At 74.1% G+C, this 24,518-nt stretch carries 22 protein-coding genes and 1 pseudogene; 11 read left to right on the top strand and 12 right to left on the bottom strand.

Annotated elements, in window-relative coordinates; translation table 11 throughout:
* Positions 1 to 140 precede the first annotated feature (140 nt).
* The 4 genes from ABZ924_RS26290 to ABZ924_RS26275 all read right to left on the bottom strand — a co-directional run bounded on the left by ABZ924_RS26290 (position 141) and on the right by ABZ924_RS26275 (position 4,943).
* Positions 141 to 545, bottom strand: a complete 405-nt coding sequence (locus ABZ924_RS26290; protein WP_361914534.1) for a hypothetical protein — start codon at positions 543 to 545, stop codon at positions 141 to 143.
* Between the two features lie 18 nt (positions 546 to 563).
* A complete protein-coding gene (locus tag ABZ924_RS26285) occupies positions 564 to 1,424 on the bottom strand; it encodes a DNA-formamidopyrimidine glycosylase family protein (RefSeq protein WP_361914531.1) in 861 nt (286 codons plus the stop codon).
* Positions 1,425 to 1,546: 122 nt separating this feature from the next.
* A complete protein-coding gene (locus tag ABZ924_RS26280; RefSeq protein WP_361914528.1) occupies positions 1,547 to 3,610 on the bottom strand; it encodes a SpoIIE family protein phosphatase in 2,064 nt (687 codons plus the stop codon).
* A 7-nt stretch (positions 3,611 to 3,617) separates the two neighbouring features.
* Positions 3,618 to 4,943, bottom strand: a complete 1,326-nt coding sequence (locus ABZ924_RS26275) for a DUF6777 domain-containing protein (RefSeq protein ID WP_361914525.1) — start codon at positions 4,941 to 4,943, stop codon at positions 3,618 to 3,620.
* A 221-nt stretch (positions 4,944 to 5,164) separates the two neighbouring features.
* Here ABZ924_RS26275 and ABZ924_RS26270 point away from each other — a divergent pair, with 221 nt between their 5' ends.
* The 3 genes from ABZ924_RS26270 to ABZ924_RS26260 all read left to right on the top strand — a co-directional run bounded on the left by ABZ924_RS26270 (position 5,165) and on the right by ABZ924_RS26260 (position 8,131).
* Positions 5,165 to 6,031, top strand: a complete 867-nt coding sequence (locus tag ABZ924_RS26270; RefSeq protein ID WP_361914523.1) for a YndJ family protein — start codon at positions 5,165 to 5,167, stop codon at positions 6,029 to 6,031.
* Complete coding sequence (locus tag ABZ924_RS26265) at positions 6,028 to 6,561, top strand: DUF1990 domain-containing protein (protein ID WP_361914520.1); 534 nt, start codon at positions 6,028 to 6,030, stop codon at positions 6,559 to 6,561. Before ABZ924_RS26270 ends, ABZ924_RS26265 begins: the two co-directional genes overlap by 4 nt.
* 109 nt (positions 6,562 to 6,670) lie before the next feature.
* Complete coding sequence (locus ABZ924_RS26260; RefSeq protein ID WP_361914518.1) at positions 6,671 to 8,131, top strand: lipase maturation factor family protein; 1,461 nt, start codon at positions 6,671 to 6,673, stop codon at positions 8,129 to 8,131.
* Here ABZ924_RS26260 and ABZ924_RS26255 read toward each other — a convergent pair.
* The 3 genes from ABZ924_RS26255 to ABZ924_RS26245 form a co-directional block, all read right to left on the bottom strand.
* The gene (locus ABZ924_RS26255; RefSeq protein WP_361914515.1) at positions 8,117 to 9,103 is read right to left on the bottom strand and encodes an NAD-dependent epimerase/dehydratase family protein; all 987 of its coding nucleotides are present in this window, start codon (positions 9,101 to 9,103) and stop codon (positions 8,117 to 8,119) included. The genes ABZ924_RS26260 and ABZ924_RS26255 overlap by 15 nt on opposite strands.
* A gap of 214 nt (positions 9,104 to 9,317) precedes the next feature.
* The gene (locus ABZ924_RS26250; RefSeq protein WP_361914540.1) at positions 9,318 to 9,494 is read right to left on the bottom strand and encodes a hypothetical protein; all 177 of its coding nucleotides are present in this window, start codon (positions 9,492 to 9,494) and stop codon (positions 9,318 to 9,320) included.
* A gap of 348 nt (positions 9,495 to 9,842) precedes the next feature.
* Entirely contained in the window at positions 9,843 to 11,324 is a 1,482-nt protein-coding gene (locus ABZ924_RS26245; protein ID WP_361914512.1) for an SDR family NAD(P)-dependent oxidoreductase, read from the bottom strand.
* A 259-nt stretch (positions 11,325 to 11,583) separates the two neighbouring features.
* Between ABZ924_RS26245 and ABZ924_RS26240 the strand changes: the two are divergent.
* Positions 11,584 to 12,411, top strand: a pseudogene (locus ABZ924_RS26240) (DMT family transporter); the annotation flags it as partial.
* A gap of 90 nt (positions 12,412 to 12,501) precedes the next feature.
* Here the strand turns inward: ABZ924_RS26240 and ABZ924_RS26235 are convergent.
* Positions 12,502 to 13,815 (bottom strand): transglycosylase family protein, encoded by a 1,314-nt coding sequence (locus ABZ924_RS26235; RefSeq protein ID WP_361914509.1) that lies wholly within the window; start codon positions 13,813 to 13,815, stop codon positions 12,502 to 12,504.
* A gap of 186 nt (positions 13,816 to 14,001) precedes the next feature.
* Between ABZ924_RS26235 and gndA the strand changes: the two genes are divergently transcribed.
* The gene (gndA, locus tag ABZ924_RS26230) at positions 14,002 to 15,444 is read left to right on the top strand and encodes an NADP-dependent phosphogluconate dehydrogenase (RefSeq protein WP_361914507.1); all 1,443 of its coding nucleotides are present in this window, start codon (positions 14,002 to 14,004) and stop codon (positions 15,442 to 15,444) included.
* A 682-nt stretch (positions 15,445 to 16,126) separates the two neighbouring features.
* Here the strand turns inward: gndA and ABZ924_RS26225 are convergent.
* The 3 genes from ABZ924_RS26225 to panD are packed head-to-tail and all read right to left on the bottom strand — an operon-like array spanning position 16,127 to position 17,542.
* Entirely contained in the window at positions 16,127 to 16,744 is a 618-nt protein-coding gene (locus ABZ924_RS26225; protein ID WP_361914504.1) for an aspartate/glutamate racemase family protein, read from the bottom strand.
* Between the two features lie 4 nt (positions 16,745 to 16,748).
* A complete protein-coding gene (locus tag ABZ924_RS26220) occupies positions 16,749 to 17,102 on the bottom strand; it encodes a GNAT family N-acetyltransferase (RefSeq protein WP_361914501.1) in 354 nt (117 codons plus the stop codon).
* A gap of 17 nt (positions 17,103 to 17,119) precedes the next feature.
* Positions 17,120 to 17,542, bottom strand: coding sequence for an aspartate 1-decarboxylase (panD, locus tag ABZ924_RS26215; RefSeq protein ID WP_361914498.1), 423 nt, complete (start codon positions 17,540 to 17,542; stop codon positions 17,120 to 17,122).
* A 448-nt stretch (positions 17,543 to 17,990) separates the two neighbouring features.
* Between panD and ABZ924_RS26210 the strand changes: the two genes are divergently transcribed.
* The 6 genes from ABZ924_RS26210 (at position 17,991) to ABZ924_RS26185 (ending at position 23,572) form a co-directional block, all read left to right on the top strand.
* Positions 17,991 to 18,245 carry a hypothetical protein gene (locus ABZ924_RS26210; protein ID WP_361914495.1) on the top strand — a complete coding sequence of 85 codons (255 nt, stop codon included), beginning with the start codon at positions 17,991 to 17,993 and terminating at the stop codon, positions 18,243 to 18,245.
* Positions 18,242 to 20,551, top strand: a complete 2,310-nt coding sequence (locus tag ABZ924_RS26205; protein WP_361914492.1) for a heavy metal translocating P-type ATPase — start codon at positions 18,242 to 18,244, stop codon at positions 20,549 to 20,551. The genes ABZ924_RS26210 and ABZ924_RS26205 overlap by 4 nt, the downstream gene beginning before the upstream one ends.
* Entirely contained in the window at positions 20,548 to 21,075 is a 528-nt protein-coding gene (locus tag ABZ924_RS26200; protein ID WP_361914489.1) for a copper chaperone PCu(A)C, read from the top strand. Before ABZ924_RS26205 ends, ABZ924_RS26200 begins: the two co-directional genes overlap by 4 nt.
* A gap of 198 nt (positions 21,076 to 21,273) precedes the next feature.
* Positions 21,274 to 21,909: an ABC transporter ATP-binding protein gene (locus ABZ924_RS26195; protein WP_361914486.1), complete on the top strand. Its 636-nt coding sequence runs from the start codon at positions 21,274 to 21,276 to the stop codon at positions 21,907 to 21,909.
* Positions 21,906 to 22,775: a metal ABC transporter permease gene (locus ABZ924_RS26190; protein ID WP_361914483.1), complete on the top strand. Its 870-nt coding sequence runs from the start codon at positions 21,906 to 21,908 to the stop codon at positions 22,773 to 22,775. Before ABZ924_RS26195 ends, ABZ924_RS26190 begins: the two co-directional genes overlap by 4 nt.
* Complete coding sequence (locus ABZ924_RS26185) at positions 22,733 to 23,572, top strand: zinc ABC transporter substrate-binding protein (protein WP_361914480.1); 840 nt, start codon at positions 22,733 to 22,735, stop codon at positions 23,570 to 23,572. Before ABZ924_RS26190 ends, ABZ924_RS26185 begins: the two co-directional genes overlap by 43 nt.
* 262 nt (positions 23,573 to 23,834) lie before the next feature.
* Here ABZ924_RS26185 and ABZ924_RS26180 read toward each other — a convergent pair whose 3' ends face one another.
* Entirely contained in the window at positions 23,835 to 24,236 is a 402-nt protein-coding gene (locus ABZ924_RS26180; protein ID WP_361914477.1) for a DJ-1/PfpI family protein, read from the bottom strand.
* Positions 24,237 to 24,518: the final 282 nt, after the last annotated feature.

Raw genomic sequence — 24,518 nt, 5'->3', positions numbered from 1 at the left:
GTCGCCCGGCCGATGACCCCTTCACAGCCTTCCACCCGGGCTCCGCCCGGACCCGCGCCTCAAACGCCGGCGAGGCTGGATTGTGCCGGCGAAGCCGGAGCTGGCAGCGAGGTCGGAGTTGGCGGCGAAGCCGGGTGGGGCTACAGGCGGCGCTGGGGGGCCGGGGCCTCGGCGGGGTCCATCACCAGGCCGGTGAAGTCGGCCTCGTTGCGCTCGGCCCGCTTCACGTACCGGCGGGCGGTCAGCCACAGCAGCGGGTACGCCGCCGGCCCGAGCGCCACCCACACCAGCGGCCCCGAGGCCGCCCCCGGCAGCACCAGCAGGACCGGCAGGACCGCGGCCGGCACCCCGAGCGCGGCCAGCACCCACAGCCCGGCCCGCAGCTGGCTGCGCATCAGGGCCCGCACGTAGGTGGCGCCCAGGGTGGTCTGCTCGGAGATCTCGGAGCGGGCCGGGGTGTGCGCGGGCGGACGGCGGCGGCCACCGCGCGGCACGCCCGTGACGGTCTCCCGCCGGGGCGGCGGGGTCGGCTGCTCCAGGGACATGGAGCGGGAGTCTACGGCTCACTTGAGGAGACGGGACAGCCTGCGGTCGGCGAGCGGCTTGCCGCCGGTCTGGCAGGTCGGGCAGTACTGGAGCGAGGAGTCCGCGAACGACACCGAGCGGATGGTGTCCCCGCACACCGGGCACGGCTCCCCGTCCCGCCCGTGCACCCGCAGCCCGCTCTTCTTCTCGGCCTTCAGCTGCCCGGCGGCCGTGCCGTGGGCGCGCTCGACCGCCTCGCGCAGGGTGCCCCGTACGGCCTCGTACAACCGGGTGACCTGCTCCTCGTCGAAGGCGGAGGCCAGTTTGAACGGTGAGACCTTCGCCGCGTGCAGGATCTCGTCGCTGTACGCGTTGCCGATCCCGGCGATCACGCCCTGGTCGCGCAGGACCCCCTTGATCTGCCGCCGCTCCCCCGCCAGCAGGCCGGCGAACGCGTCCCGGTCGAAGCCCTCGGCCAGCGGGTCGGGGCCGAGCCGGGCGATGCCCGGCACCTCCTGGGGGTCCTCGACCACGTACACGGCGAGGCGTTTCTGCGTGCCCGCCTCCGTGAGGTCGAAGCCGCCGCCGCCCTCCAGGGCCACGCGCAGGGCGAGCGGGCCCTTGCCGGGCCGCGGAGGGCGGTCCGGGAGGGTGTCGTGCCAGCGCAGCCAGCCGGCCCGGGCCAGGTGGGTGACGAGGTGGAGCACGCCGATGCGCAGGTCGAGGAACTTGCCGTACCGGGCCGTGGGGCCCGCGGTCTGCCCTTCGAGGGCGGCGAGCGGCGGGTCGTAGGTCTTGAGCACGCTGACGGCGAGCGGGAGGACGCGCGCGACCACCCGCCCGGTGAGGTGTTCGTCGAGGAACTCCCTCAGGGCCTCGACCTCCGGGAGCTCGGGCATGCCCCCAGCCTGACCGTCCGCGCGGCGATCCGCGAGCGGGCGCGGCCCGCGGCGGCCGGTCGGGCCGGGGGTGGGCGGCCCGCGGCGGCCCGCGGCGGCCGTGCCGGTGGGGTGCCGCGCGGTCAGGTCACCACGAACTCGCACCACACGCACTTGCCGCTGCCCCGCGATTCCACGCCCCACGCGTCGGCCAGCCGGTCCACCAGCATCAGGCCGCGGCCCGAAACCCCGGAGTCGCCGGCCTCCCGGCGGCGCGGCAGCGCACTGGAGCGGTCCTCCACCTCGACGCGGAACCGGCGGTCCGGGGCCGTCAGGACGCGCAGGGTCACGATCGCGGGCCCGTCGGTGTGCATCAGGGCGTTGACGATCAGCTCGTCCGCGACGAGCTCGATCTCGTCGGCCCGCTCCCCCGCGCCCCAGGCCCGTACCGCCGCGCCGATCATGTGGCGGGCCGCGACGAGGGCCTCGGGGTCGCCCGGGGCCACGTGCTGCTGGAGGCGGCCGCCGCCCTGGGGGCTCTCCTCGACGTGTCGGCGCAGCAGGAGCAGCGCCATGTCGTCGTCGCCGCCGCGCTCGTCGATCGCCTCGCACAGCCGGTCGGCGAGCTGTTGGAGGTCGGCGGGGCCCGCGCGGACCAGTGCGGTCAGCAGCCGCACCCCGTCGTCGAGGTCGGCGCCGGGGTGTTCGACGAGTCCGTCGGTGCACAGCAGAAGCGTTTCACCGGGGTCCAGCTCCACGGTGGTCACCGGGTACTCCAGCCGGCCGAACTCCGCCGAGAGCCCGAGCGGCATGCCTCCCTCGACGGGGAGCCGGCGGCAGTCCCCGGCGCGGGTGCGCAGCAGCGGGTCGATGTGCCCGGCCCGGACGACCTGGAGGACGCCCGTCGACAGGTCGGCCTCCACGTAGGTGCAGGTCGCGAAGCGGTCGGTGTCCAGCTCGTGCAGGAACACCGAGGCCCGGGCCATCACCGTGCCCGGCGCGTGCCCCTCGGCCGCGTACGCGCGCAGGACGATGCGCAGCTGGCCCATGACCGCGGCCGCGTGCGTGTCGTGGCCCTGCACGTCGCCGATGACGGCCCCGACCCGGCCGCCCGGCAGGGGGATCACGTCGTACCAGTCGCCGCCGATGTCCTGGCCCATGCGCGCGGAGCGGTAGCGGACCGCGATCTCGCCGCCGTCGACGGAGGGCAGGCGGCGCGGCAGCATCGCCTGCTGGAGGCCCTCGGCCAGGTCGTGCTCCTGTTCCAGCAGCATGGCGCGCTGCAGGCTCTGCGCGATGCTGCTGCCGAGGGCGACGAGGAGGTTGCGCTCCTCCTGGGTGAAGCCGTCCTTGTCCTTGTAGAGCAGGCCGATCGCGCCGATGGGGCGGGCCTGGGCGATCAGCGGCAGGTAGGCGGCCGCCGAGATGTCCATGTACGAGATCTTCGCCCAGAGCTCCGGGTAGTTCTCGGCGAACTCCTGCGCGCTGTCGAGGAAGCGGGGCTGGAGCGAGCGGACGACCTCGCTCATCGGGTAGCCCTCGTCGATGCGGGTGTAGCGGGTGCCGGGGAGGAAGCTGCCCTCGGGGCCCTCGGCGACGAGGTGGATCCGGCCGGCCTCGACCAGGCCCATGACCATGCCCATCGAGCCGAGCCGCTCCAGGCCGTGGGCGTCGCCGATGACGTCGATGACGTCCCGTACGGTGCGGGCGTGGGCGAGGGCGGCGGTGGTGCTCTCGACCACCGAGGTCTGGCGGCGGCGCTCCTCGTCCAGGCCGAGGCGCTCCGTGGAGTGGCTGAGCTCCTCGGTGGCGTCGCGGACGATGCCGATGATGCGGTAGGGGCGGCCGGTGCCGTCGCGCAGGACGCGGCCCTGGGTGTGGGTCCAGCGCATCTGCCCGTCGCGGCAGCGGATGCGGAAGTACGCGCCGTAGTTGTCCTCGCGGCTCTTCAGGGCGCTGGAGACGAGGGCGTCGAGCCGGGTCGACTCGGCGGCCGGGACCCGCCGGGAGAGGGATTCGGGGCGTCCGTCGTACTCCTCGGGCGGTATGTCGAACACGTCGAGGGCCGCTGCGTCCATGTGCATGAGACCGGTGACCAGGTCCCAGTCGAAACTTCCCATGCGGTTCAGCGAGAGCGACCGGTCCGGGTGTGCGGGCCAGTCGTCCGGCAGCGATACGGTGGTCTGCACCGATCCACCATGACACACGGGAGGGTCAGGCGCTCCCCCGGTCGAAGGGGGAGTCCCAGGGGTCCGACAGCTCGCCGGCCTGGTCGAACGGCACGCTCGGTTCGAACGCTTCGTACGGCTCGTCCGCGTCGTACGACTCCCTCGGCTCGAAGGCGTCGTACGGCTCCTGCGGCGCGAAGGGCTCGTTCGGCTGGTACGGCTCGTACGGTTCGGCGGGGTCCGCAGGGCCGTCCGGCCAGGGCAGGGGGCCGTCGGGGCTGGGCGGGTCCGGGGGGACGGCCGGGTCGGCCCGGAACTGCTGCGGGGGCTTCGCGGGGGGCACGTCGGGGGCGATCGTCGGCGGGTTCGGCAGGGCTGGACGCGGGGGCACGGCCTGCGGCTGCGTACGGCGCGGGGCGGGCTTCTCCGGCACCAGCGGCCGGTCCGGCACCGGCTGGCCCGGCGGCGGGGCGGGGGTCGCGGGCACCGCGGAGCCCGGGATGGCGCCCGGGGGGCCGGGCGGCCGGGCGGGGGCCGGGGCCGCGGGCGAGGGGGATCCGGTGGGAATGCCGTCGGCCGGGTCGTGCGCGGGCAGCGGCTGCGGGGTGCGGTCCCGGGCGCCGGCGTCGCCGATGGTGCGCTCGATCCAGGTGTTGTCGGCGGTGTTGGCGAGGAGCAGGCTGCCGACCGGGTGGGGGGTCGGTTCGATGACGATGACCTGGTTGGCCTGGTAGCCGCTCCACTGCTCGCCCTTGAGCACCGGGGAGCCCTTGGGGGCGCGCGGCGCGAGCAGCGGATTGCCGCAGGCGCACCGGACCCGGGGCATGCCGTACCCGTCGACGAGGACGGCGGTGCCGGCCTGGAGCACGGCCTGGAAGCCGTGGGCGCTCCCGTCCCGGAAGCCGTGGCTGGTCACCCGGGTGTCGGCGCGGAGTACGACCGGGGTGAGGCCGCGCAGGAACTCAGGGAGCTTCGCCTTCTCCACGCCGGCGGCCCCGGCGAAGGCGGCGGCCTTGGCATCCTCGGCGGTCAGGGCGCGCAGCTGCTGTTCGACGTCGCAGCTGCCGAGCCGGCGGGTGCCGCCGTAGAGGCCGGGGGTGGCCGCGCCCACGGTGCGGATGCCGCGGCCGGTGGCGTTGGGCACCGGCGGCTGGACGGGGGCGGACTCGCCGGTGGCGCTGGAGGCGGTGAAGGGGTCGGGACCCGCCGTGGCCACGGGCTGGAGGTGGACGTCCTGGCTCTCGGGGCCTGCCGCGCCGGTGTTCTCCTCGGCGCCGCCGCAGGCCGCGGCGAGCAGGCCCAGCAGCGTGAAGAGCGCGGTGCGGGCCGGGGTGTGACGGCGCGGCGCCTGACGAGGTGTCGGTACGGGCACGTGTTTCTCCCTGTTCGCCCCGGTTGTTCCCTCCTGTCTGCCGTATCCGTGCAGGGGCCGCAACCGGAGCGCCGGGCAGCGCGGGGCCGGAGTCCGGGCGGGGCGGGGCGGGATTCAGCCTTGAACATGTTCAAGGAACCCCGTAAGGTCACGACCGAAGTTGAACGCGTTCAAGGCGTTCGGCCGGCCCGTGTACGGGCACGCTCGGAGGGGAGTCCGCGGTGACGGTACTGGTGAACCTGATCGTCACCCTGGGCATGCTCGGCATCGTTCCCGCCGGACTGCGCCTCATCGACCCGGTGGGGCTCCGCGCCTGGGCCCGGTTCTGGCCGCTCGCGGCCGCCCCCGGGGCCGTGTGCCTCTGGCTGCCGCGCGGCGCGGCCGCCGCGGCGCTCGCCGCCCTCTACGCGGCGGCCGCGCTGGCCCTCGCCGCGACGCAGGTCCCGGCCCGGCTGCTGCGGAGACCGGAGCGGAGCCCGTCCGGGCGGGGCCGCGGGCCGGGCCCCGCCGAGATCGCCGTGCTCACCGCGCTGGCGTCGCCCGCGGTCGCCGCGGCCGCGCTGGTCGCCGAGCGCGCGGGGTACCGGCTGTTCGGCTTCGACCTCGGCATCCTGGCGCTGACCGTCCCGCACTTCCACTTCGCCGGGTTCACCGCGGCCCTGGTCGCCGGCCTGGTGTGCCGGGCCGCACCGGGCCCCCGGTCCCGGCGGGCGGCGTACAGCGTGCCCTGCGGGACGCTGCTGGTCCTCCTCGGCTACTTCGTGGACGACTGGGCCGAGCTGGCGGGCGCGGTGGTACTGACCGCCGGGATGTGGGCGGTGGCGCTGGTGACCTGGCGGGAGATCCGGCCCGCCGGCCGCGCGCCCGGCGTCCGGGCGCTGTTCGGGGTGTCGGCGGCCGTGCTGGCGGTCACCATGGCCCTGGCCCTGTGGTGGGCGCTGGGCGAGGCCGCCGGGATCGTGCACCCCACCTTGACCTGGATGGCCGCGACCCACGGTCTCGGCAACGCGCTCGGCTTCGCCCTGTGCGCGGTACTGGCCTGGCGCCGGCTCGCCGCCGGCGCGTCCCCGGAGGGAGCCGCCCCATGACCCGACTGCTCAACGCCGACCGGGCGACGTTCAACTACCCGGAGCAGGGCGCGACCGCCCGGCTGCCCCTGCCCGCCGGCTACAACCACCTGCGACACCGCACCCGGATCGGGTCCGGCCGGGCCGCGTTCGAGGCCGCCGCGGCCGCCGTGACCACCTTGCAGGCGCACCGGGCGTCGGGGATGCGGGTCCGCTGCAGCCACGGCGCGGTGCGGCCCGGGACCCGGGTGGTGGTCGGCATCGGCTTCGGGCCGCTGCGGATCGACGCACCGTGCCGGGTGGTCTGGACGGCGTACGAGCCCACCCGGACCGGATTCGCCTACGGGACGGTGTCCGGCCACCCCGAGCGCGGGGAGGAGTCCTTCCTCGTGCACCGGGACCCGGACGGCACGGTCTGGTTCGAGGTGACCGCCTTCAGCCGCCCCGCCCGCTGGTACACCCGGCTGGCCGGGCCGGTCGTGCCCTTCCTCCAGCGGTGCTACGCGGCCCACCTGGGCCGGACCCTGCGCAGGCTGGCCGCGGCCGCCTGAGCCGGCCGCGCCGCCGGGGGCCGCCGGGGCTGCCGGTGCCGAGGGTGCCGAGGGTGTGCAGGCGCCGCCCGATGGCCGTGGCCGCCCCGGCCGCCGGATACTGGAGGCGATGGACTGGTTCACGGCGCCCGGCTACTGGCTGGCCCGGCTGGTCTTCCAGCGGGCCCTCGCCGGCGTCTACCTCTTCGCCTTCCTCGGGGCCGCCCTGCAGTTCCGGGCCCTGATCGGGGCGCACGGGATGCTGCCCGTGCCGCGGTACGTGCGGTACGTGCCGTTCAAACACGCCCCGAGCCTGTTCCAAGTGCGCTACTCGGACCGGCTCTTCGCCTCCTGCGCCTGGGCGGGCACGGCCCTCGCCGCCGCGCTCGCGGCGGGCGCGGGGGACCTCGTTCCGCTGGCCGCGGCCATGGGGATGTGGGCGGTGCTGTGGCTGCTGTACCTGTCGATCGTGAACGTGGGGCAGACCTGGTACTCCTTCGGCTGGGAGTCCCTGCTGCTGGAGATCGGCTTCCTCGCGGTCTTCCTCGGCAATGCGCGGACCGGGCCGCCGGTGCTGGTGCTGTGGCTGCTGCGGTGGGTCGTCTTCCGGGTCGAGTTCGGCGCGGGGCTGATCAAGATGCGCGGGGACGCCTGCTGGCGCAAGCTCACCTGCCTGTACTACCACCACGAGACGCAGCCGATGCCGGGGCCGCTGAGCTGGTTCTTCCACCATCTGCCCAGACCCCTGCACCGGGTGGAGTGCGCGGCCAACCACGTCACGCAACTGGCCGTGCCGGTCCTGCTGTTCACCCCGCAGCCGGTGGCCTCGTACGCGGCCGGGATCATCATCGCCACCCAGCTGTGGCTGGTGCTGTCGGGGAACTTCGCCTGGCTGAACTGGCTGACGATCACGCCGGCGCTGGCGGCCGTCGACTTCACCGGGCTCGCGGGGCCGCCGCCGGCCGCCGCCCACCGCGGCGCGCCCGTCTGGTTCGTGGTGCTGGTGTGCGCGGTGACGGCGCTGGTGCTGTGGCTGAGCCGGCACCCCATGCGCAACATGGTCTCGCGCCGCCAGGTGATGAACCGCTCCTTCGACGCGCTGCACCTGGTCAACACGTACGGGGCCTTCGGCACGGTCGGCCGGATCCGCGACGAGGTGGTCGTCGAGGGCACCGCGGACCCGGTGCCCCGCGAGGACGGCGCGTGGCGGGAGTACGGGTTCAAGGGCAAACCGGGTGATCCGCACCGCCTTCCGCGCCAGTTCGCCCCGTACCACCTGCGCCTGGACTGGCTGATGTGGTTCGCGGCGCTCTCCCCCGGCTATGCGCGCGACTGGTTCGGGCCGTTCGTGGAGCGGCTGCTGGCCGGCGACCGGGACACGCTGCGGCTGATCCGCAGCAACCCGTTCCCCGACGCCCCGCCCGTCTACGTCCGGGCGAGGCTGTACCGCTACCGGTTCACCACCTGGCGGGAGCTGCGCGAGACGGGGGCGTGGTGGCACCGGCGGCTGCTGCGCGAGTACCTGCCGCCGACCCGTCTCGCGCGGGCCGCGGACCCCGGGCGGGCCGGGGCCCGGTCAGAGGCCGAGTAGCGCGGCCTCCCGCTCGGCGTCGACGCCCTTCATCGGCCGGTCCGGGCGGTGCGGGGCCACTCCGCCGAGGGAGCGCAGCCACGCCCAGGTGTCGGCCGCGGTCTCCTCGACCGGGCGGCACGTCAGTCCGGCCGCGACCGCCTTGGAGACGTCGGCGGTCATCATGAAGTCGTACAGCTCGCCCGGCGGGAGCCACATCGGCAGCTCGATCCAGGGCTCCAGGCCCGCGGCCTCGATGGCCGCCGGGTCCGTCCAGCGCAGCTCGGCGCCGCCGCCGGTGACGGCCGCGCAGGCTTCGAGGAGGCTGCCCGTGGTGGCGTGGCCGACCGGGGAGACGGCGTTGTAGGGGCCGCCGAGCCCGGCCTCGGCCGCGTCCAGGGTCCAGTGCGCGAGGTCGCGCACGTCGATGTACTGCAGCGGCAGGTCCCGCGGGCCGGGAGCGAGCATGGGGCCGCCGCGGGCGGCCCGGTTCAGCCACCAGGGCAGCCTGCCGACGTTCTCGTACGGGCCCACGATCAGGCCGGCGCGCACCAGCAGGGCCCGGTCGCCGAAGGCGTCCACGGCGGCGATCTCGCCGCCGCGCTTGTCCTCGGCGTACGCGGTGGAGCCGGCGTCGGGCGAGCCCTCGACGAGCGGGGCGTCCTCGGCCGTGCCGGCCGGGGACGGGTAGGCGTACACGGAGCGGCTGGAGACGTAGGTGTAGTGCCCGGCGCGGCCGCTCAGCAGCCGGGCGGCGTCCCGCACGGCGGTGGGGGCGTGGGCCCAGGTGTCGACGACGAGGTCCCAGGCGCCGTCGGCGAGGGCGTCCAGGCCGCCTGGTGCGATGCGGTCGCCGTGTACGGCGCGGACGCCGGGCGGCGGGGCGTGGTGTCCGCGGTGGAAGACGGTGACGTCCCAGCCCCGCGCGAGGGCGTCGTCGGTGAGGGCGCGTCCGACGAACTCGGTACCGCCCAGCATCAGGAGTTTCTTCATGCGGGTCAGCCTGCTGGGGGCGGGCGGGGCGGAGGAAGCCGTGATCGCCGACAGCGATGACGCTGAGGGCGTAGGCGGAGCGGGAACTGCTGGGCGCGCCGGCCGGGTGGGCAGGGCGGTGGTCCGGGGCGGGTGGTCCGGCCGGGTGGTCCGCACAGCGCTGCGCCCCGTCGCCGTGTGGCTCGGGGGCGGTGTGCGCGTACTGCAGGGGCGGCTAGTCGATGCCGGGCAGGATGTGGGACTCCGCCAGGTCTTCCTCGTATCCGGCGAGCCGGATCGGGGCGGACCGTGCCCAGACCTCCAGGTTGCCGAGCTCTTCGGCGTGCGGGCGGCCCCGCCAGCCCGTGCGCTCCAGCAGCAGCTCGTCGGACTTCGTCGTCGTGTCTGTCACCGCGCACTCACTCCTTTGTGTCGCTTGCTCCGACGGGCGGACCGCGCCGGGCACTTGGGGATAAAGGGTTTCAAGACGCGGTGGCGCCATGGTGGAGCGTGGCCCGGGTGGGGCCTTGCCGTGCCCCTTAGATTACACATTTGAGCGCGCCTCCGCTCGATAGATTGGCAAAATCCACCCCATCGGCGTGAGTTCCCCGAAGGTTCAGGGGTTCGTAGGCCAGTGTTGTCCCGACCGACGGCGCGCTCGGCCCGGACGGGGCAAACGGGTGAAGACGCCCGGACGCACGCGTGCCCCGGCCCCTCCGAGGAGGGACCGGGGCACGCGGGGCGGCTCGGGGCGCAGGGACTACCAGTTGGCGGGGGCGTAGTCCTTCAGGAAGACGCCGTACAGGTCCTCGCCGGCCTCGCCCCGGACGACCGGGTCGTACACCCGGGCCGCGCCGTCGACCAGGTCGAGCGGCGCGTGGAAGCCCTCCTCGGCCAGGCGCAGCTTGTCGAAGTGCGGGCGCTCGTCGGTGATCCAGCCGGTGTCGACCGAGGTCATCAGGATGCGGTCGGTCTCGAACATCTCCTGGCCGCTGGTCCGCGTCACCATGTTCATCGCGGCCTTGGCGGCATTGGTGTTCGGGTGCCCCGCGCCCTTGTAGCCGCGGCTGAACACGCCTTCCATCGCGGAGACGTTGACGACGTACGCGCGCCCGCTGGCGGCCTTGCGGGCGGCCTCGGCCATGGCCGGCCGGAGCGCGCTGATCAGGATGAACGGCGAGGTGTAGTTGCACAGCTGGGTCTCGAGCAGCTCCACCGGGGAGATCTGGTCGATGGTCTGCACCCAGGTGTTGGTCTCGACGACGTCCGGCAGCAGGCCGCCCGCGTCGATGGCGGTGCCGGCGAGGTGCCGCTCGAGGCTGGCGTTGCCCGCGACCAGGGCGAGGTCGGCGACCTTCTGCGCCTCCAGCCCGCTCACGCCGACGGGCAGCGCCGCCAGGCCGTCCACGGCACCGGAGTTGAAGGCGCCGATGACGTGGTGGGCGGGCAGCTCGCCGGCCGGCAGCGGGGCGCTCTCGCCCTCGACCAGCGCGGCGTACGCGGTGGGCAGGCGGCGCACGGTCTGTGTCGCGTTGTTGATCAGGATGTCCAGCGGACCGGCCGCGGCGACCTGCTCGGCGAGCGCCACGGACTGGGCCGGGTCGCGCAGGTCGATGCCGACGACCTCCAGGCGGTGCATCCAGTCCGCCGAGTCCTCCATCGCCTTGAAGCGGCGGATGGCGTCCTTGGGGAAGCGCGTGGTGATCGTGGTGTGGGCGCCGTCGCGCAGCAGCCGCAGCGCGATGTACATGCCGATCTTGGCCCGGCCGCCGGTGAGCAGCGCGCGCTTGCCGGTGAGGTCGGCGCTCGCCTCGCGCTTGGCGCGGTTCACGACGGCACAGTCCGGGCAGAGCTGGTGGTAGAAGTAGTCGACCTCGACGTACCGCGTCTTGCAGACGTAGCAGGAGCGCGGGCGCTGGAGTATCCCGGCGATCCGGCCGGCCTCGGTGATCGAGGAGGGCAGGATGCCCTCGGTCTCGTCGTCGATGCGCTCTGCGGAGCCGGTCGCGGTCGCCTCGGTGACGGCCTTGTCGTTGGCGGTCTTGGCGGCGCGGCGCTCCTGGCGACGGCGCTGCTTGACCGTGCGGTAGATGCCGGCGGTGGCGCGGCGTACGGTGACGGCGTCGGGGTGGTCGACCTCAAGCCGGTCGAGCTCTTCCAGCACGCTGAGGCAGACGGCCATGCGCTCGGGGTCGATGCCCGGCCCGTATACCTGGTTCTCTTCGGTCTCGGTCACCGTCATGGCCGCTGCCGTTCCTTGATCACTCGTCCGCGTCCGCCTGCTGCGGAGGTCCCAAAGCGGCAACTGTACGGATCCGACACGCCCGGAACCAAACCCGTTGCCGCGGATCTCACGCAGTGCGAACCGGTGGTCACGGTGGGGCAGGAGGGAGGACGGCGGAAGGGGCGTGGAAGGGGGGCGGGGGGAGAGCGCGGGGTACTGCGCAAGGACTGCTCCGGGGGCCGCGTACTGCCTGCGCAGTACTCCCTGAGCAGGACGGATGACCTCCTTCAGGGGGAGGAAATGCCCGCCGGGGTGGGGCATTGTGGAATTCATGAGTGCCCTGGTGCTGTCGGTCCTGCTCTGCCTGGTGTCCGCCGTCGCGTACGCGGGCGGCGCCATCGCCCAGGAGCGGGTCGCGCGGACCACTCCGGACCGGCCGTACGCACCGCTGCGCCGGCCCGGCTGGTGGGCCGCGGTCGCGCTGAACGGGCTCGGTGCGGTCCTGCACGTGGTGGCCCTGGCGTACGGGCCGCTGAGCCTGGTGCAGCCGCTGGGCGCCCTCACCATCGTCTTCGCGCTGCCGATGGCGGCCGTGTTCGTACGCCGGCGGGCGGGCGCGGCGGCCTGGCGCGGGGCGCTCCTGGCGACGGTGGGGCTGGCCGGGCTGCTGGCCCTGACCGGCGGGAACGGCGACCAGGCGCTCGCGGGCGGGGAGCGGATCCTGCTGCTGGCACTGACGGGCGGCGCGGTGACTGCCCTGTTCCTGGCCGCGCACCGGATGCGGCGGGCGGTGCTGCGCAGTGTGCTGCTGGCCGCGGCGGCGGGGGTGTCCTTCGGGATGGCCTCGGTGTTCACCAAGTCGGTGGCCGAGGACGTCACCGGGGCGCCCTGGGGCCCGCTCGGCGGGCTCGGCGGCTCGGGCTCGGGAGGCCTGTGGCTCGACCTGGCGGCGATCGCCGTCCTGGCGTGCGGCGGGCTGCTGCTCTCCCAGGCGGGGTACCGGGGCGCGGGGCTGACCGCGCCGCTGGCCACGGTGACCGTGGTGAACCCGGTGGTCGCGGCGGCCGTCGGCATCGCGTTCTTCGGCGAGGGCTTCCGGTACGGGGCGGCGGGCACGGCGGCAGCCCTGGCGAGCGCGGTCCTGGCCGCGACGGGCCTGGTCGCGCTCACCGTGGTGCCGCCGCACGTGCGCGGGTCAGATGCTGACGCCGTGGCCGCGGAGGTACTTCAGCGGGTCGATGTCGGAGCCGTACCCGGGAGCGCTGCGCATCTCGAAGTGCAGGTGCGGTCCGGTGGTGTTGCCGGTGGATCCGGAGCGGCCGATCCGCTGCCCGCCCGAGACCTGCTGCCCGTCCTTGACCGTGAGCGCCGAGAGGTGGGCGTACTGGGAGTAGCGGCCGTCGGCGTGCCGGATGACGACCTGGTAGCCGTACGCCCCGGCCCAGCCGGCGGAGACGACGGTGCCCGGGCCGACGGCCTTGACGGAGGTCCCGGTGGCGACCGGGAAGTCCACGCCCGTGTGGTAGCCGCTGGACCACGAGGAGCCGGCGACGTGGTACGCGGTGCCGATCCCGGCATCGACGGGCGCGACGAAACCGCTGCTCGGGGCGGTCTGCTGCTGCGGGGCTGAGGCCTGCTTCCCGGCGGGCTCGGGGGCCGGCTTGGGATCGGGCTTGGGATCCGGCTTGGGATCCGGCTTCGGCGCGGGCTTTTCCTCGGCCTTGGGGGCGGGCTTCTCGGCGGGCTTCTCCGCCTGCTTCTCGGCCTGCTTCTCGGCCGCGGGCTGCCCGGGCTTGACCGGCTCCGCCGTGCGCGGCGGCTTCTCGGGGTTCTGCGCGGGCGGCGCGGCGGTGATGCGCAGCGTCAGCCGCTGGCCGGGGAAGATCAGGTTCGGGTTGCTGCCGACGGTGGCCCGGTTGGTCTCGTACAGGGCCTGCCAGCCGCCCTCGACGTGCCGGCTCACGGCGATCGAGGAGAGGGAGTCGCCGGGCGCCACGACGTACGGGTTCGGCAGGACCGTCGTGTCCGTCGGGCGGGGCGCGGTGGGCGGGGGCGTGGCGTCCTTGGCCGCCGGGGCCTGCACCGTGACGACCTGGGTCCCGGGCGTGAGCACGGGCGCGGGGCCGCCGCGGCTGAGCCCTGCCTGCTTCCCGCACGACGGCCAGGCCTGCGGGCCCTGCCCCTTGAGCACCTTCTCCGCGACCGCGATCTGCTGTTCCTTGGTGGCCAGGTCGGCACGCGGGGCGTAGACGGTACCGCCGAAGGCGCGCCAGGTGCTCTGGCTGAACTGGAGCCCGCCGTAATAGCCGTTGCCGGTGTTGATGTGCCAGTTGTTGGTGGACTCGCAGTCGGCGACCTCGTTCCAGGTGTCCACCGATGCGGCGTGCGCGGTTCCGGCCGAGGCTCCCACGAGGGGGAGCGCGATGCCGGCGCCGCCGGCGGTGACGGCGAGCGAGGCGCGGTTGATGCTGCTCGGCTGGTACCGGCGGTGCCGGCCCCGTACACCCATGGGACTCCCCCGTCGAAGACATCAGGAACGGCACAACTTAACGCCGCGACCAGGACGTGACAAGGGGCGCAACGGGGCGCACCAACCGGCCAGTTGACATTGTTTCGACGGTCGGTGGATCTTCCTGCGCCGGTGCCGATGTAGCGTCGGGGGCACCCGCACATCGAAGCACTCAGGAGCGCACGCATGAGCAGCACGGCCCAGATCGGCGTCACCGGGCTCGCGGTGATGGGCAGCAACCTCGCCCGGAACTTCGCCCGCAACGGCTTCACCGTCGCCGTCCACAACCGCACCGCCGCCAAGACCCGGGCGCTGGTGGAGGAGTTCGGGCACGAGGGGGCGTTCGTCGCCGCCGAGTCCGCGAAGGAGTTCGTGGACGCGCTGGAGCGGCCGCGCCGCCTGATCGTGATGGTGAAGGCCGGGGAGCCGACCGATGCGGTGATCCGGGAGTTCGCGCCGCTGCTGGAGCCGGGCGACGTCATCATCGACGGTGGCAACGCGCACTTCGAGGACACCCGGCGGCGCGAGCGCGAACTGCGCGAGCAGGGCATCCACTTCGTGGGCGTCGGCATCTCGGGCGGCGAGGAGGGTGCGCTGCTCGGCCCGAGCATCATGCCGGGCGGCTCGGTGGAGTCGTACGCCTCCCTGGGCCCGCTGCTGGAGCGGATCGCGGCGAAGGCCGCCGACGGCACGCCGTGCACCTCGCACGTAGGCCCCGACGGAGCGGGGCACTTCGTCAAGATGGTGCACAACGGCATCGAGTACGCCGACATGCAGCTCATCGCCGAGGCGTACCACCTGCTGCGCGAGGTCGCCGGCTACTCCCCCGCCAGGATCGCGGAGACCTTCCGGGCGTGGAACCGGGGCCGGCTCGACTCGTACCTGATCGAGATCACGGCGGAGGTGCTCGCGCACACCGACGCCGAGACCGGGCGCCCGTACGTCGACGTCGTCGCCGACGCGGCGGAGCAGAAGGGGACCGGCCGCTGGACCGTGCAGATCGCGCTGGACCTCGGCGTGCCGGTGTCGGGGATCGCGGAGGCGGTCTTCGCCCGCGCGGTCTCGGGCCACGCCGGGCTGCGCACGGCCGCGCGGGGGCTCGCGGGGCCGTCCGCCGCGCCGCTGCCGGCGGAGGCGGCGGATGCGTTCGCCGCGCAGGTGGAGCAGGCGCTGTACGCCTCGAAGATCGTCTCGTACACGCAGGGCTTCCACCAGATCCAGGCGGGCAGCCAGGAGTACGGCTGGGAGGTGGACCTCGGCGCGGTGGCCTCGCTGTGGCGGGGCGGCTGCATCATCCGGGCCGCGTTCCTGGACCGGATCCGGGCGGCGTACGACGCGCAGCCGGGGCTGGCGAGCCTGCTGGCGGACGCGGGGTTCGCCGCGGAGATCGGCGCGGCCCAGGACGACTGGCGGTCCGTGGTGACCGCGGCGGTGGGCCACGGCATCCCGGTTCCGGCGTTCGCGGCGTCGCTGGCGTACTACGACGCGCTGCGCGCGGAGCGGCTGCCGGCGGCCCTGACGCAGGGGCAGCGGGACTTCTTCGGCGCCCACACCTACCGCCGCACGGACCGGGAGGGCTCGTTCCACACGCTGTGGAGCGGCGACCGCTCCGAGATCCGCACGGCCTGACCCCGGCCCGGCCGCCGGGCCCGAGCCGGGCGGCGGAACCCCGGGCCGACACCGCCCGGAGCCAGCAGGGCAACGCGTCCTGCGGCACCGGCGCCGGCCCGGGCACGGCCCGAAGCCCGTCCGGTGGACGGGCTACGGGACCGGACTCAGCCTGGAGCTCAGCTGGGCGGCGGAGGCTGCGGAACCGGCGCCGGGCCGGGCGGAGGCGGAATCGGATCGGGCTCCGGGAACGGCTCGGGCACGGGCGGCACCGGCCGCGGGATGGGCTGCGGATCCGGGAACGGCCCGGGCCCCGGCACGGGCGGCGGCTCCGGCACCGGAGGCTGCGTCCCCTCGGCGTACACGTTTGACACCATGTGTCCCACCTTCCCCGCATGCGCAGCCCCATGCCTGTCGAACCGCCGGTCCGGCCGGAGCCCGCCGCCCGGCGGAGCCGGGTTTCCTGGGGCTCCGCCCCAGACCCCGCGCCTCAAACGCCGGCGAGGCCGGAAATGCCGGCCCTCGGCCTCGAACGAGCGCGGCGAAGGCACGCAGGCGGCCGCAACGCCGCCCGCCCGCGTCCGGCATGCATCCGGCCGCCTCCCGCTCCCGAACCCGGGCCGGAAAACCAGCCCGTTCCGTATGCGACACCGGCCTCGGCAGAATCAGCCCCAGCCGGCGACTGCGCAGCGCCTCGTTGGGGCTACCCGAGGGCGGCGGTCAGGCCGAGCGAGGGGCTGGCCAGGACCGGGACGGGGGTGATGGTCAGGGCCGCGGCCCCGGCCATGGAGGCCTGGGCCAGCACGACGACGTCCGCGTCCGCCACCGAAACGGCATCCACGGCCGCCGCGACCAACGCCAGGTACCCGGGGCCGTCGCCGGCCTCGAAGCGGTCCCAGGCCCCGGCGACCACCCGGGCGGTGACTCCCACCGCCCGGCCACCGGCCTCCTCGGCCAGCAACGCCACGGTCGGGGCCAGCGTCGACTCCAGCGCCGCCAGCACCACGATCCGCGAGCCCGTACGCACCGCAGCCGCCGCCATCGGCCGGTCGACCCGCAGCACGGGCACGCCCAGCTCCCCCGCCAGGGACTCCGCGACCGCACCGAGGGTCGAGCAGGTCACCAGGACCGGCCCACCGGAGCCGGCCAACAGGGCCCGCAGGGCCGGAGCCACCGCCTCCGGGCCCTGCGCGCGGGCCCGGTCCAGCAGCTCCGGCGCCACGAGGTGCCGCAGTACGGCGCCGGGGTGGTCCCGGTCCCGCAGCGCGTCGAAGACCGGCACGTGCACGGGCGAGGTGTGCAGCAGCGTCAGGCCCGCCACGACGTCACCACAGGTCGGGGCTGGCGTCGAGCTGCGCCCGCGCCGCGGCCACGACCTCGGCCGGAGCCTCGGGCGCCCGGTCCGGATGCCGGGCCGCCCAGCTCGCCGCGTACGGGCAGAGCGGGACCACGGGCACCCCTTCGGCCGCGGCGATCCCGTAGAAGGCCTGCACGAGGTCCCCGGCGATCCCCCGCCCCTCGTGCCCGGGCTCGACGATGGTGTGCACGGCCACCAGCGCCCCGGGCGCCTCGGCGAGCACGAAGTACGCGATGAGGCCGACCACCTGGCCGCCCTCGACGGCGAGCAGCCGCCCGGCCTCCCGCTCGTCCTTGAACTCGATCGTGCCGCTCTGCGTCATGGTCCCCGACTCTCCCCTCAGCCGGCAGCCACCGCGTGGGGGCTGCGCTCCTGGTCCGTGCCCGGCACCGGGGCGGACGGGTCCGCGCCCAGCTCGATGATGCGGTTCTGCGCGTCGACGTGCACGACGCGCGGCACGAGCGCCCTGGCCTCGGCGTCCTCGACCTGCGCGTAGCTGATGAGGATGACCAGGTCGCCCGGGTGCACGAGGTGCGCGGCGGCCCCGTTGATCCCGATGACCCCGGAACCGCGCTCGCCCTCGATGACGTACGTCTCCAGCCGCGCCCCGTTGGTGATGTCCACAATGTGGACGAGCTCCCCGGGCAGCAGATCCGCGGCGTCGAGCAGATCGGCATCGATGGTCACGGACCCGACGTAGTGCAGGTCGGCCTGCGTGACGGTGGCCCGGTGGATCTTGGACTTGAACATGGTGCGAAGCAATTCGAGCTCCTATAAGACGGCTCCCTGCCGGCTTTCTGCTGGTCAAGGGCGTTCTGCACTCTACACCGGCAGGCGTGGGAATCGGAGGTCTCAAGGAAAATCGACTGCCCCTGACAAGAGGCCTCTGGCCTGCGCTTCCGTGGGTAACAAGGGCGCTGTGACGCTCACGAACGTGCCCTGCGAAGCCTCAAGCAGTGGGGCGGCGAGGAAGTCCGGCGTTGTCGCGGACGACGGCGCCGCCCCGCCCGCCGCGAGATCCGGAACCCACCCGGAGCAGGGCGGTCCCTGCCGGTTACGCGAAAACGGTTCGGAGCATCGGGAACTGCCACCCGGGTGGCTGCGACTACCTGCCAGGAAGCGCCTGCCCGAGCACCGCACGGGCAGGGCACCGTGCCCGAGCACGAAACAGGCGAGGGGTGCCGGACAGGCGCCCGTTCATGGAGCGACGATGGCCCGTCAGCAGCAGAATCCCAGCGACGCAGATCGGTCGTGGAGGCGCTGCGCTCCGCCGCCGGCCCTCTCCGGTTTCCTCGCTCTGCTCGTCCTGGTGTTCGCCGTCTCCTACGGGGTCGGCTCGGTGGCCGGTCCGGTCGCGCCCGGCATGCACGCCGACGAGACCGTGCCCGTGGAGAACGGGAGTCCCGGCGGCCACGGCCACGGCCACGGCGGTCCGGGCGGCGCGCACTCGGGAGGGACGCGGTGACCGCGGATCAGACGGTCGCCGTCACCGGCACCGAACTGACCGGCACCGACCTCATCGTCAGCGGCATGACCTGCGCCGCCTGTGTGAACCGTGTGGAGAAGCGCCTCGGCAGGATTCCCGGGGTCACCGCCGCCGTCAATCTGGCGACCGGGCGGGCCCGCGTGCGTCACCCGGCCGAGGTCACGGTGGGCGAGCTGGTGGCGGCCGTGAAGAGGGCCGGGTACACCGCTCGCCTGCTCGATCCGCCTCCCGCCTCCCGCGAGCAGGGCGAGGAGGAGGCGACGCCCGCTGAAGGGGACGGTCGCCGCGAGCGGGAACGGCTGCTGATCACCGCGCTGCTCTCCGTTCCCGTGCTCATCCTGTCCATGGTCCCGGCCCTGCAGTTCCGCAACTGGCAGTGGCTGTGCTTCGTGCTCGCCGCTCCCGTCGTCGTCTGGAGTGCCTGGCCGTTCCACCAGCGTGCCGCGCGGGGCCTTCGGCACTCGGCGGCCACCATGGACACCCTGGTCTCCCTCGGGGTCGCCGCATCGTTTGCCTGGTCCGTCTATGCGCTGTTCCTGGGCGGCGCGGGACAGTCGGACATGCAAATGCCCTTCACCCTGTGGCCGTCGGCCGCAAGCGGCGTCGCCCACGTCTATCTCGAGGCGGCCGTCGGCGTACCGCTCTTCGTGCTGGCGGGGCGCTTCCTGGAGGAGCGGGCCCGGCGCGGCACCGGGGAGGCCCTGCGGTCGCTGTCCGCCCTGGCCGTCAAGGACGTGGCGGTCCGCGAGAACGGGCAGGAGCGGCGCATGCCCGTCGAGCGGCTGCGGGTGGGACAGGAGTTCATCGTCCGCCCGGGGGAGCGTGTCGCCACGGACGCTGTGGTGGTCTCGGGGAGTTCCGCCATGGACCTTTCGCTCGTGACGGGCGAAAGCGATCCCGTCGAAGTCGGGCCGGGCCGTGAGGTGACGGGTGCGGCGGTCAACGCGGGAGGGCTGCTCGTCGTCCGCGCGACCGCCGTCGGCGCGGACACCCAACTCGCCCGCATCACCCGTATGGTCACCGAGGCCCAGGCAGGCAAGGCCTCGGCCCAGCGGCTGGCCGATACGGTGGCGGGGGTCTTCGTCCCCGTCATCCTGACGGTGGCCGTCACGGTCCTCGGGTTCTGGCTGGGTGCCGGGGCCGACGCACAGCCCGCGATCACGGCGGCGGTGGCCGTGCTCGTCGTCGCCTGCCCCTGTGCGCTGGGCCTCGCAACACCTACCGCGCTGCTGGCCGCCACCGCGCGGGGTGCCCAACTGGGCATTCTGGTGCGCGGGCCGCGGGCGCTGGAGTCCCTGCGCCGGATCGACACGGTAGTGCTGGACAAGACGGGAACGCTCACCACGGGCGTCATGAGCGTGGCACGACTGACGACGGCATCGGATGGTTTGGACGCCGATGCGGTGCTCCGGCTGGCCGGAGCGGTGGAGCAGGGTTCCGAGCACCCGCTCGGCCGCGCCTTGGCAGCCCATGCGCGGCGCGCCCGGCCGGACGAAGTGCTGCCACCGGTCCTGGACTTCCGGGCCACGCCGGGCGCGGGTGTGGTCGGCCGGGTGGAAGGGCACGCGGTCGAGGTCTGCACCCCTGACGGCGCTCTGCCGGACGTACTGGCAAAGGCCCTGGCCGCGGCGGAATCGGCGGCGCTCACGCCGGTCGTCGTACGGGTCGACGGCACCCTTCAGGGCCTCTTCGCGCTCGGGGACGGCCTGCGGTCGGGAAGCTACCGGGCCGTCGAGCGGATGCGCCGGCTCGGAGTGGAGCCGATCCTCGCCACGGGAGACCGAGAGGCGCCCGCCCAGGCGGTCGCCGGGGAACTCGGCATCACGAAGGTGTACGCCGGCTGCACCCCGCAGGCCAAGGCCGAACTCGTCGCGCGGTTGCAGGCGGAGGGCCGACGGGTCGCCGTCGTCGGCGACGGTGTGAACGACGCCGCTGCGCTCGCGGGGGCGGATCTGGGCATCGCCATGGGCAGTGGTGCGGACGTCGCCATCGGCGCGGCCGACGTGACCTTGGTGCGCGGTGGCATCGAAGCCATGCCCGACGCGGTCCACCTGGCCCGGCGCGCCCTGGCGACGATCCGGGCGAACCTGGTGTGGGCCTTCGGGTACAACCTGGTCACCGTGCCGCTGGCGGCGGTGGGGTGGCTGAGCCCGATGGTTGCCGCCGCCGCGATGTCGGCCGGCTCGGTGCTGGTCGTGGGCAACAGCCTTCGCCTCAGGGGCTGGAGCCCCGACCGCGCCGGACCGTCCCGATCGCGTCGCTCCCGAGGGGGCTCCGCCCGATGACCGCTTCCGACCGACCGAACGGCGAAACGCGCGGGGTCCCGGTCCGCGGGCGGCTGCGCGAGGCCTACCTGGCCGCGGCCGTACCGGTGATCGCCGCTCTGGCCGCCTTGTGCGGGCTGACCGCCTGGACCTCGTCCGGGGCGGCCGGGAACCCTCCGCGGATCGAGGTGACCGGTGCACGGGTCTTCGTTCCCTACGCGGACAAGAAGGACACCGCGGCGTTCTTCCGGATCTCCAACACGGGCGGGGCGGACGACGAGCTCGTCTCCGTGTCTTCTCCGGCCGTGGAACGCGCGATGCTCAGCAGGCACGAGACGGCCGGCACGGGCACCCATTCGATGGGGATGAACGGCCCGGTCCGGCTGCCGGCCGGGGGCACGCTGGTCATGTCGCCTTTCGACCTCGAAGTGATGGTGCGGTCGCGGGCGGGCTGGAAGCCGGGCGACGCCGTCCCGTTCGTGCTGCACTTCCGGCACAGCGGCTCCGTCGAGGCGGTGGCACTGGCGGTCCGGCCCGGCAGCTGAACAGTCCGGGCCGGACCCTCGGCGCGGCGAGGGGCTCGCGCCAGTCGGGCTCGCCCGGCCTCCGTTCCTGACCGGCCGTACGGCCTGCGCCTCCTGCGCGGACTTCCCGGCCTCGGTGCGAAAGGATCCCAGGGCCCGGGAACTCCTCGCCCGCAGCGTCCGACTACTGCTGTGTGGCGAACGACCGGAGGGCGTGTGATGGGCGGGCTGGATGTGCGGATGCGGGGAGTCACCTGTCGGCACGGCCGGGTGGAGGCCGTCGCCGACGTGGATCTGGAGATCGCCGCGGGTGAACGGGTGGCGCTGACCGGAACCAACGGTTCGGGAAAGACCACACTGCTGCGCGCGGTCCTCGGCCTCCATCGCCAGGTGGTGGGCTCGATCCTGGTCGGCGGCCGGGACACCCGTACCCCCGCCGAGTGGGCTTGGCGGCGGCGGACCTGCGCCTGGATCCCCCAGAAGCCCGCTGCGGGCCGGTTCCCGCTGCTCGGTGAGGAGTTGCTGGCCAGTAGCGCCGCGCCGGACGACGCCTCCGAGGCAGCAGAAGCGCTCGGAGTGGGCCGGTTGACCGGGCGTCCGCTGCACACACTGTCCGGCGGGCAGCTGCAGCGCATGTACCTGGCCCGGGCCATTGGCTGCGTGGCCGCCGGGGCCGAGGTGCTGCTGGCCGACGAGCCCACCGCCGCCCTCGACTTCGACGGGCAGGCGGAGGCTGCCGACGTCCTGACCTCGCTGCCGGTGACCCTCGTCGTCGTGACCCACGACCGGGCCCTGGCGGACCGCTGCAACCGGGTCCTGGAGATGGCCGCGGGCCGGCTGCGGGAGGTCCGGTGACCACCCTCGCCACCGCCGACATCGGCGCGCTGCTCCAGCTGGTCCCCGTACAGAGAGCCGGGGCGGCCCTGCTGCTCGCCGCGATCGGGCTCCCGGTCATCGGGGTCGTCATCGTGGGGCTCGACATCATGCCGGTGCGGTTCGCGATGATGCACGTCGCCCTGCTCGGCATCGCCGTCGGCCTGCTCACCGGGCTCGACCCCATGCTGTGCGCGCTCGTCGCCTGCGCCCTGGCCGGTGCGGGCGTGGCACCCCTCGCCCGCACCCCGGACGGGCTTTCCGGCGCGATGGGCCTGCTGATGAGCCTGGCCATCGCCGCGGCCCTGCTGCTGCTCGCCGTCTCCGGCGTCAACGCCTCCGGGGCCTTCGCCCTCCTGTGGGGTTCGATCCTGTCCGTCGGCACCCCCGACCTCGTCGTGCTGGGTGTGCTCGCCGTGCTCGTACCCGGCCTGTTCTGGTGGAAGCGGCGCGAGATCGGCCTGCTCCTGTACGACCGCGAACTCGCCCAGTGCTCCGGCGTCGCCGTACGGGCCCTGACCGCGGCACTGCTGGTCCTGGTCGCGATCGCCGTCGCCGGGGCCATCAAGCTCACCGGCGCCCTGCTCGTCGACGCCCTGACCCTGCTGCCCGCCCTCGCCGCCCGGCGGCTGGGCAGCTCGCTGAAGTCGATCACCCTCTGGGCTGTCGGCATCGGCGTGACCGTGAACCTGACGGGGTTCCTCCTGGCCCTGTGGCTCGACTGGCCACCCGGCCCGGTCCTCGTCCTGACGGCGGGAGCGCTCGTCCTCGCCGTCCATCTCATATCCGAACGGAGAACCAGCCCATGGCGCGCACCCGCGTCCGCATCCCTTCCCTCCTCGCACTGAGCGCGGTCGCGCTGGCCCTCGTCACCGGCTGCGGCAACAACAGCGACAGCACCGGTGACGGCAAGAACAACGACACCTCGTCCCCCGCCGCCTCCGGCGCCCCCAAGGCCGGGAAGAAGCCCGTGGTCGTCGTCACCACCACCTGGGAAGGGGCCTTCGCGAAGGCTGCGGGCGCCGAGGAGGTCAAGGTCATCGTCCCGCAGTCCGTCCACCACGCTCCCGACTACGACCCCAAGCCCTCGGACCTCGCCTCCGTGGCCAAGGCCGACTTCGTGCTGTACGCGCCCTTCGAGCCGTACGCGGCGAAGATCAAGGAGGCCGCCGGCTCCAAGGCGAAGCTCGTCGAGGTCAACCTCGACAACGACCCCGACAAGGTCAAGGCCGAGGTCGACAAGCTGGGCGGGCTCTTCGGCACGGCCGACGCCGCGACCACGTGGAAGACCGGCTTCGACGCCGAGTACACGAAGCTGAGCAAGGACCTCCAGGCCGCCTGGCCCGGCGGCAAGAGCCCCAACGTCGTCACCCAGGTCTTCACCACCTGGGCGGCGAAGCTCGCCGGCGCCACCACCGTGGGCACGTACGGCCCCGAGGCCGTCACCCCGGCGCAGCTCGCCGAGCTCTCCGCGAAGAAGCCGGCCCTGGTCCTCGACAACGCCCACATGTCGACCGGGACGGTGCTGCCCGACTCCGGGGCCAAGCAGGTCAAGATCGTCAACTACCCCGGCGAGGACCTCGACCTGCTGCCGGTCTACCGCAACGCGGCGGCCGAGCTGAAGAAGGCCATGAGCACCTCCTGACCCCATGTGCCGCCCGTCGGTGGGCTGACGGGCCATGAGGAGGTCAGCCGGTGTGACGGGGCTTGCGGGGAGCCCCGTAACCCAGTTCCTGCTCATCGCCGCCGCGCGCAGCGCCCATCCGGAGGGCACGCTCGCCTCCGTCGTCACCCCGGCCGGACCGGACTACACCACGCGGGTCGTCCCGGACCGCCTGGCAGAAGGGGCGGGAGGGCATTGTGCATGCCCTCCCGCCCCGGCGGTCTCCTGCACCCGGTTCCGGGTCCTACCGGGTCCAGACCGTGCCGCGGGCCTCGTACTCCAGCATGGCTTCCACACCCGTCCCCGCGTCCGCCCCGAGTTCGCGGCGGACGAGCCACAGGGCGAGTTCCAGGCCGGAGGTGATGCCTCCGGCGGCGACGAGGTCGCCGTCGTCGACGACCCGCGCGTTCTTCAGTATCCCGCCCTGCTGTTCAAGGTCGGGGCGTGCCTTGTGGTGGGTGGTGCAGGGCCGTCCCCGGGTCAGCCCGGCGGCGGACAGCAGCATGACTCCCGTGCACAGGGCGCTGACGGTGAGCCCCTTGCGAGGTGCGACTTGGAGGGCGCGCGGGAGGGTGCCGCGCCGGATCTCGGCCCACACGCCCGGGTCCTCGCGGCGGGCATGTCCGCCCCCCGGCACGACGATCACGTCGGCCTCGTCCGGGGCCCACGGTTGCGCGACCTCGATCCGCGGGCCGTACGAGGCGCGTACGAATCCGGGGGGGGGACGTGGTCACGTAGCAGACCTCCACCGGCCGCCCGGTGAAGAACCGGGCGGCCGAGAAGACCTCGTACGGGGCGGCGAAGTCGAGCTCCTCGACTCCGTCGAACATGACGATGTGGACGCGCAGCGGGCTGCCGGCGGCGGAGGGCCGCCCGGCCGTGGTGGTGGTCGTCGCCGCTGCGGCCGGTCCGGTTCCGGCGAGGCCCG

It is taken from the genome of Streptomyces sp. NPDC046876 (genome assembly GCF_040645035.1).
GTDB lineage: Bacteria > Actinomycetota > Actinomycetes > Streptomycetales > Streptomycetaceae > Streptomyces.
This window is presented reverse-complemented; position numbering and strand designations above follow the sequence as displayed.

Bases quoted from the DNA above. Each gene is read 5' to 3' on its own strand.
- ABZ924_RS26290 (WP_361914534.1), bottom strand. From the start codon at position 545: ATGTCCCTGGAGCAGCCGACCCCGCCGCCCCGGCGGGAGACCGTCACG.
- ABZ924_RS26285 (WP_361914531.1), bottom strand. From the start codon at position 1,424: ATGCCCGAGCTCCCGGAGGTCGAGGCCCTGAGGGAGTTCCTCGACGAA.
- ABZ924_RS26265 (WP_361914520.1), top strand. From the start codon at position 6,028: ATGACCCGACTGCTCAACGCCGACCGGGCGACGTTCAACTACCCGGAG.
- ABZ924_RS26260 (WP_361914518.1), top strand. From the start codon at position 6,671: ATGGACTGGTTCACGGCGCCCGGCTACTGGCTGGCCCGGCTGGTCTTC.
- ABZ924_RS26255 (WP_361914515.1), bottom strand. From the start codon at position 9,103: ATGAAGAAACTCCTGATGCTGGGCGGTACCGAGTTCGTCGGACGCGCC.
- ABZ924_RS26245 (WP_361914512.1), bottom strand. From the start codon at position 11,324: ATGACGGTGACCGAGACCGAAGAGAACCAGGTATACGGGCCGGGCATC.
- ABZ924_RS26235 (WP_361914509.1), bottom strand. From the start codon at position 13,815: ATGGGTGTACGGGGCCGGCACCGCCGGTACCAGCCGAGCAGCATCAAC.
- gndA (WP_361914507.1), top strand. From the start codon at position 14,002: ATGAGCAGCACGGCCCAGATCGGCGTCACCGGGCTCGCGGTGATGGGC.
- ABZ924_RS26220 (WP_361914501.1), bottom strand. From the start codon at position 17,102: ATGACGCAGAGCGGCACGATCGAGTTCAAGGACGAGCGGGAGGCCGGG.
- ABZ924_RS26210 (WP_361914495.1), top strand. From the start codon at position 17,991: ATGGCCCGTCAGCAGCAGAATCCCAGCGACGCAGATCGGTCGTGGAGG.
- ABZ924_RS26200 (WP_361914489.1), top strand. From the start codon at position 20,548: ATGACCGCTTCCGACCGACCGAACGGCGAAACGCGCGGGGTCCCGGTC.
- ABZ924_RS26195 (WP_361914486.1), top strand. From the start codon at position 21,274: ATGGGCGGGCTGGATGTGCGGATGCGGGGAGTCACCTGTCGGCACGGC.
- ABZ924_RS26185 (WP_361914480.1), top strand. From the start codon at position 22,733: ATGGCGCGCACCCGCGTCCGCATCCCTTCCCTCCTCGCACTGAGCGCG.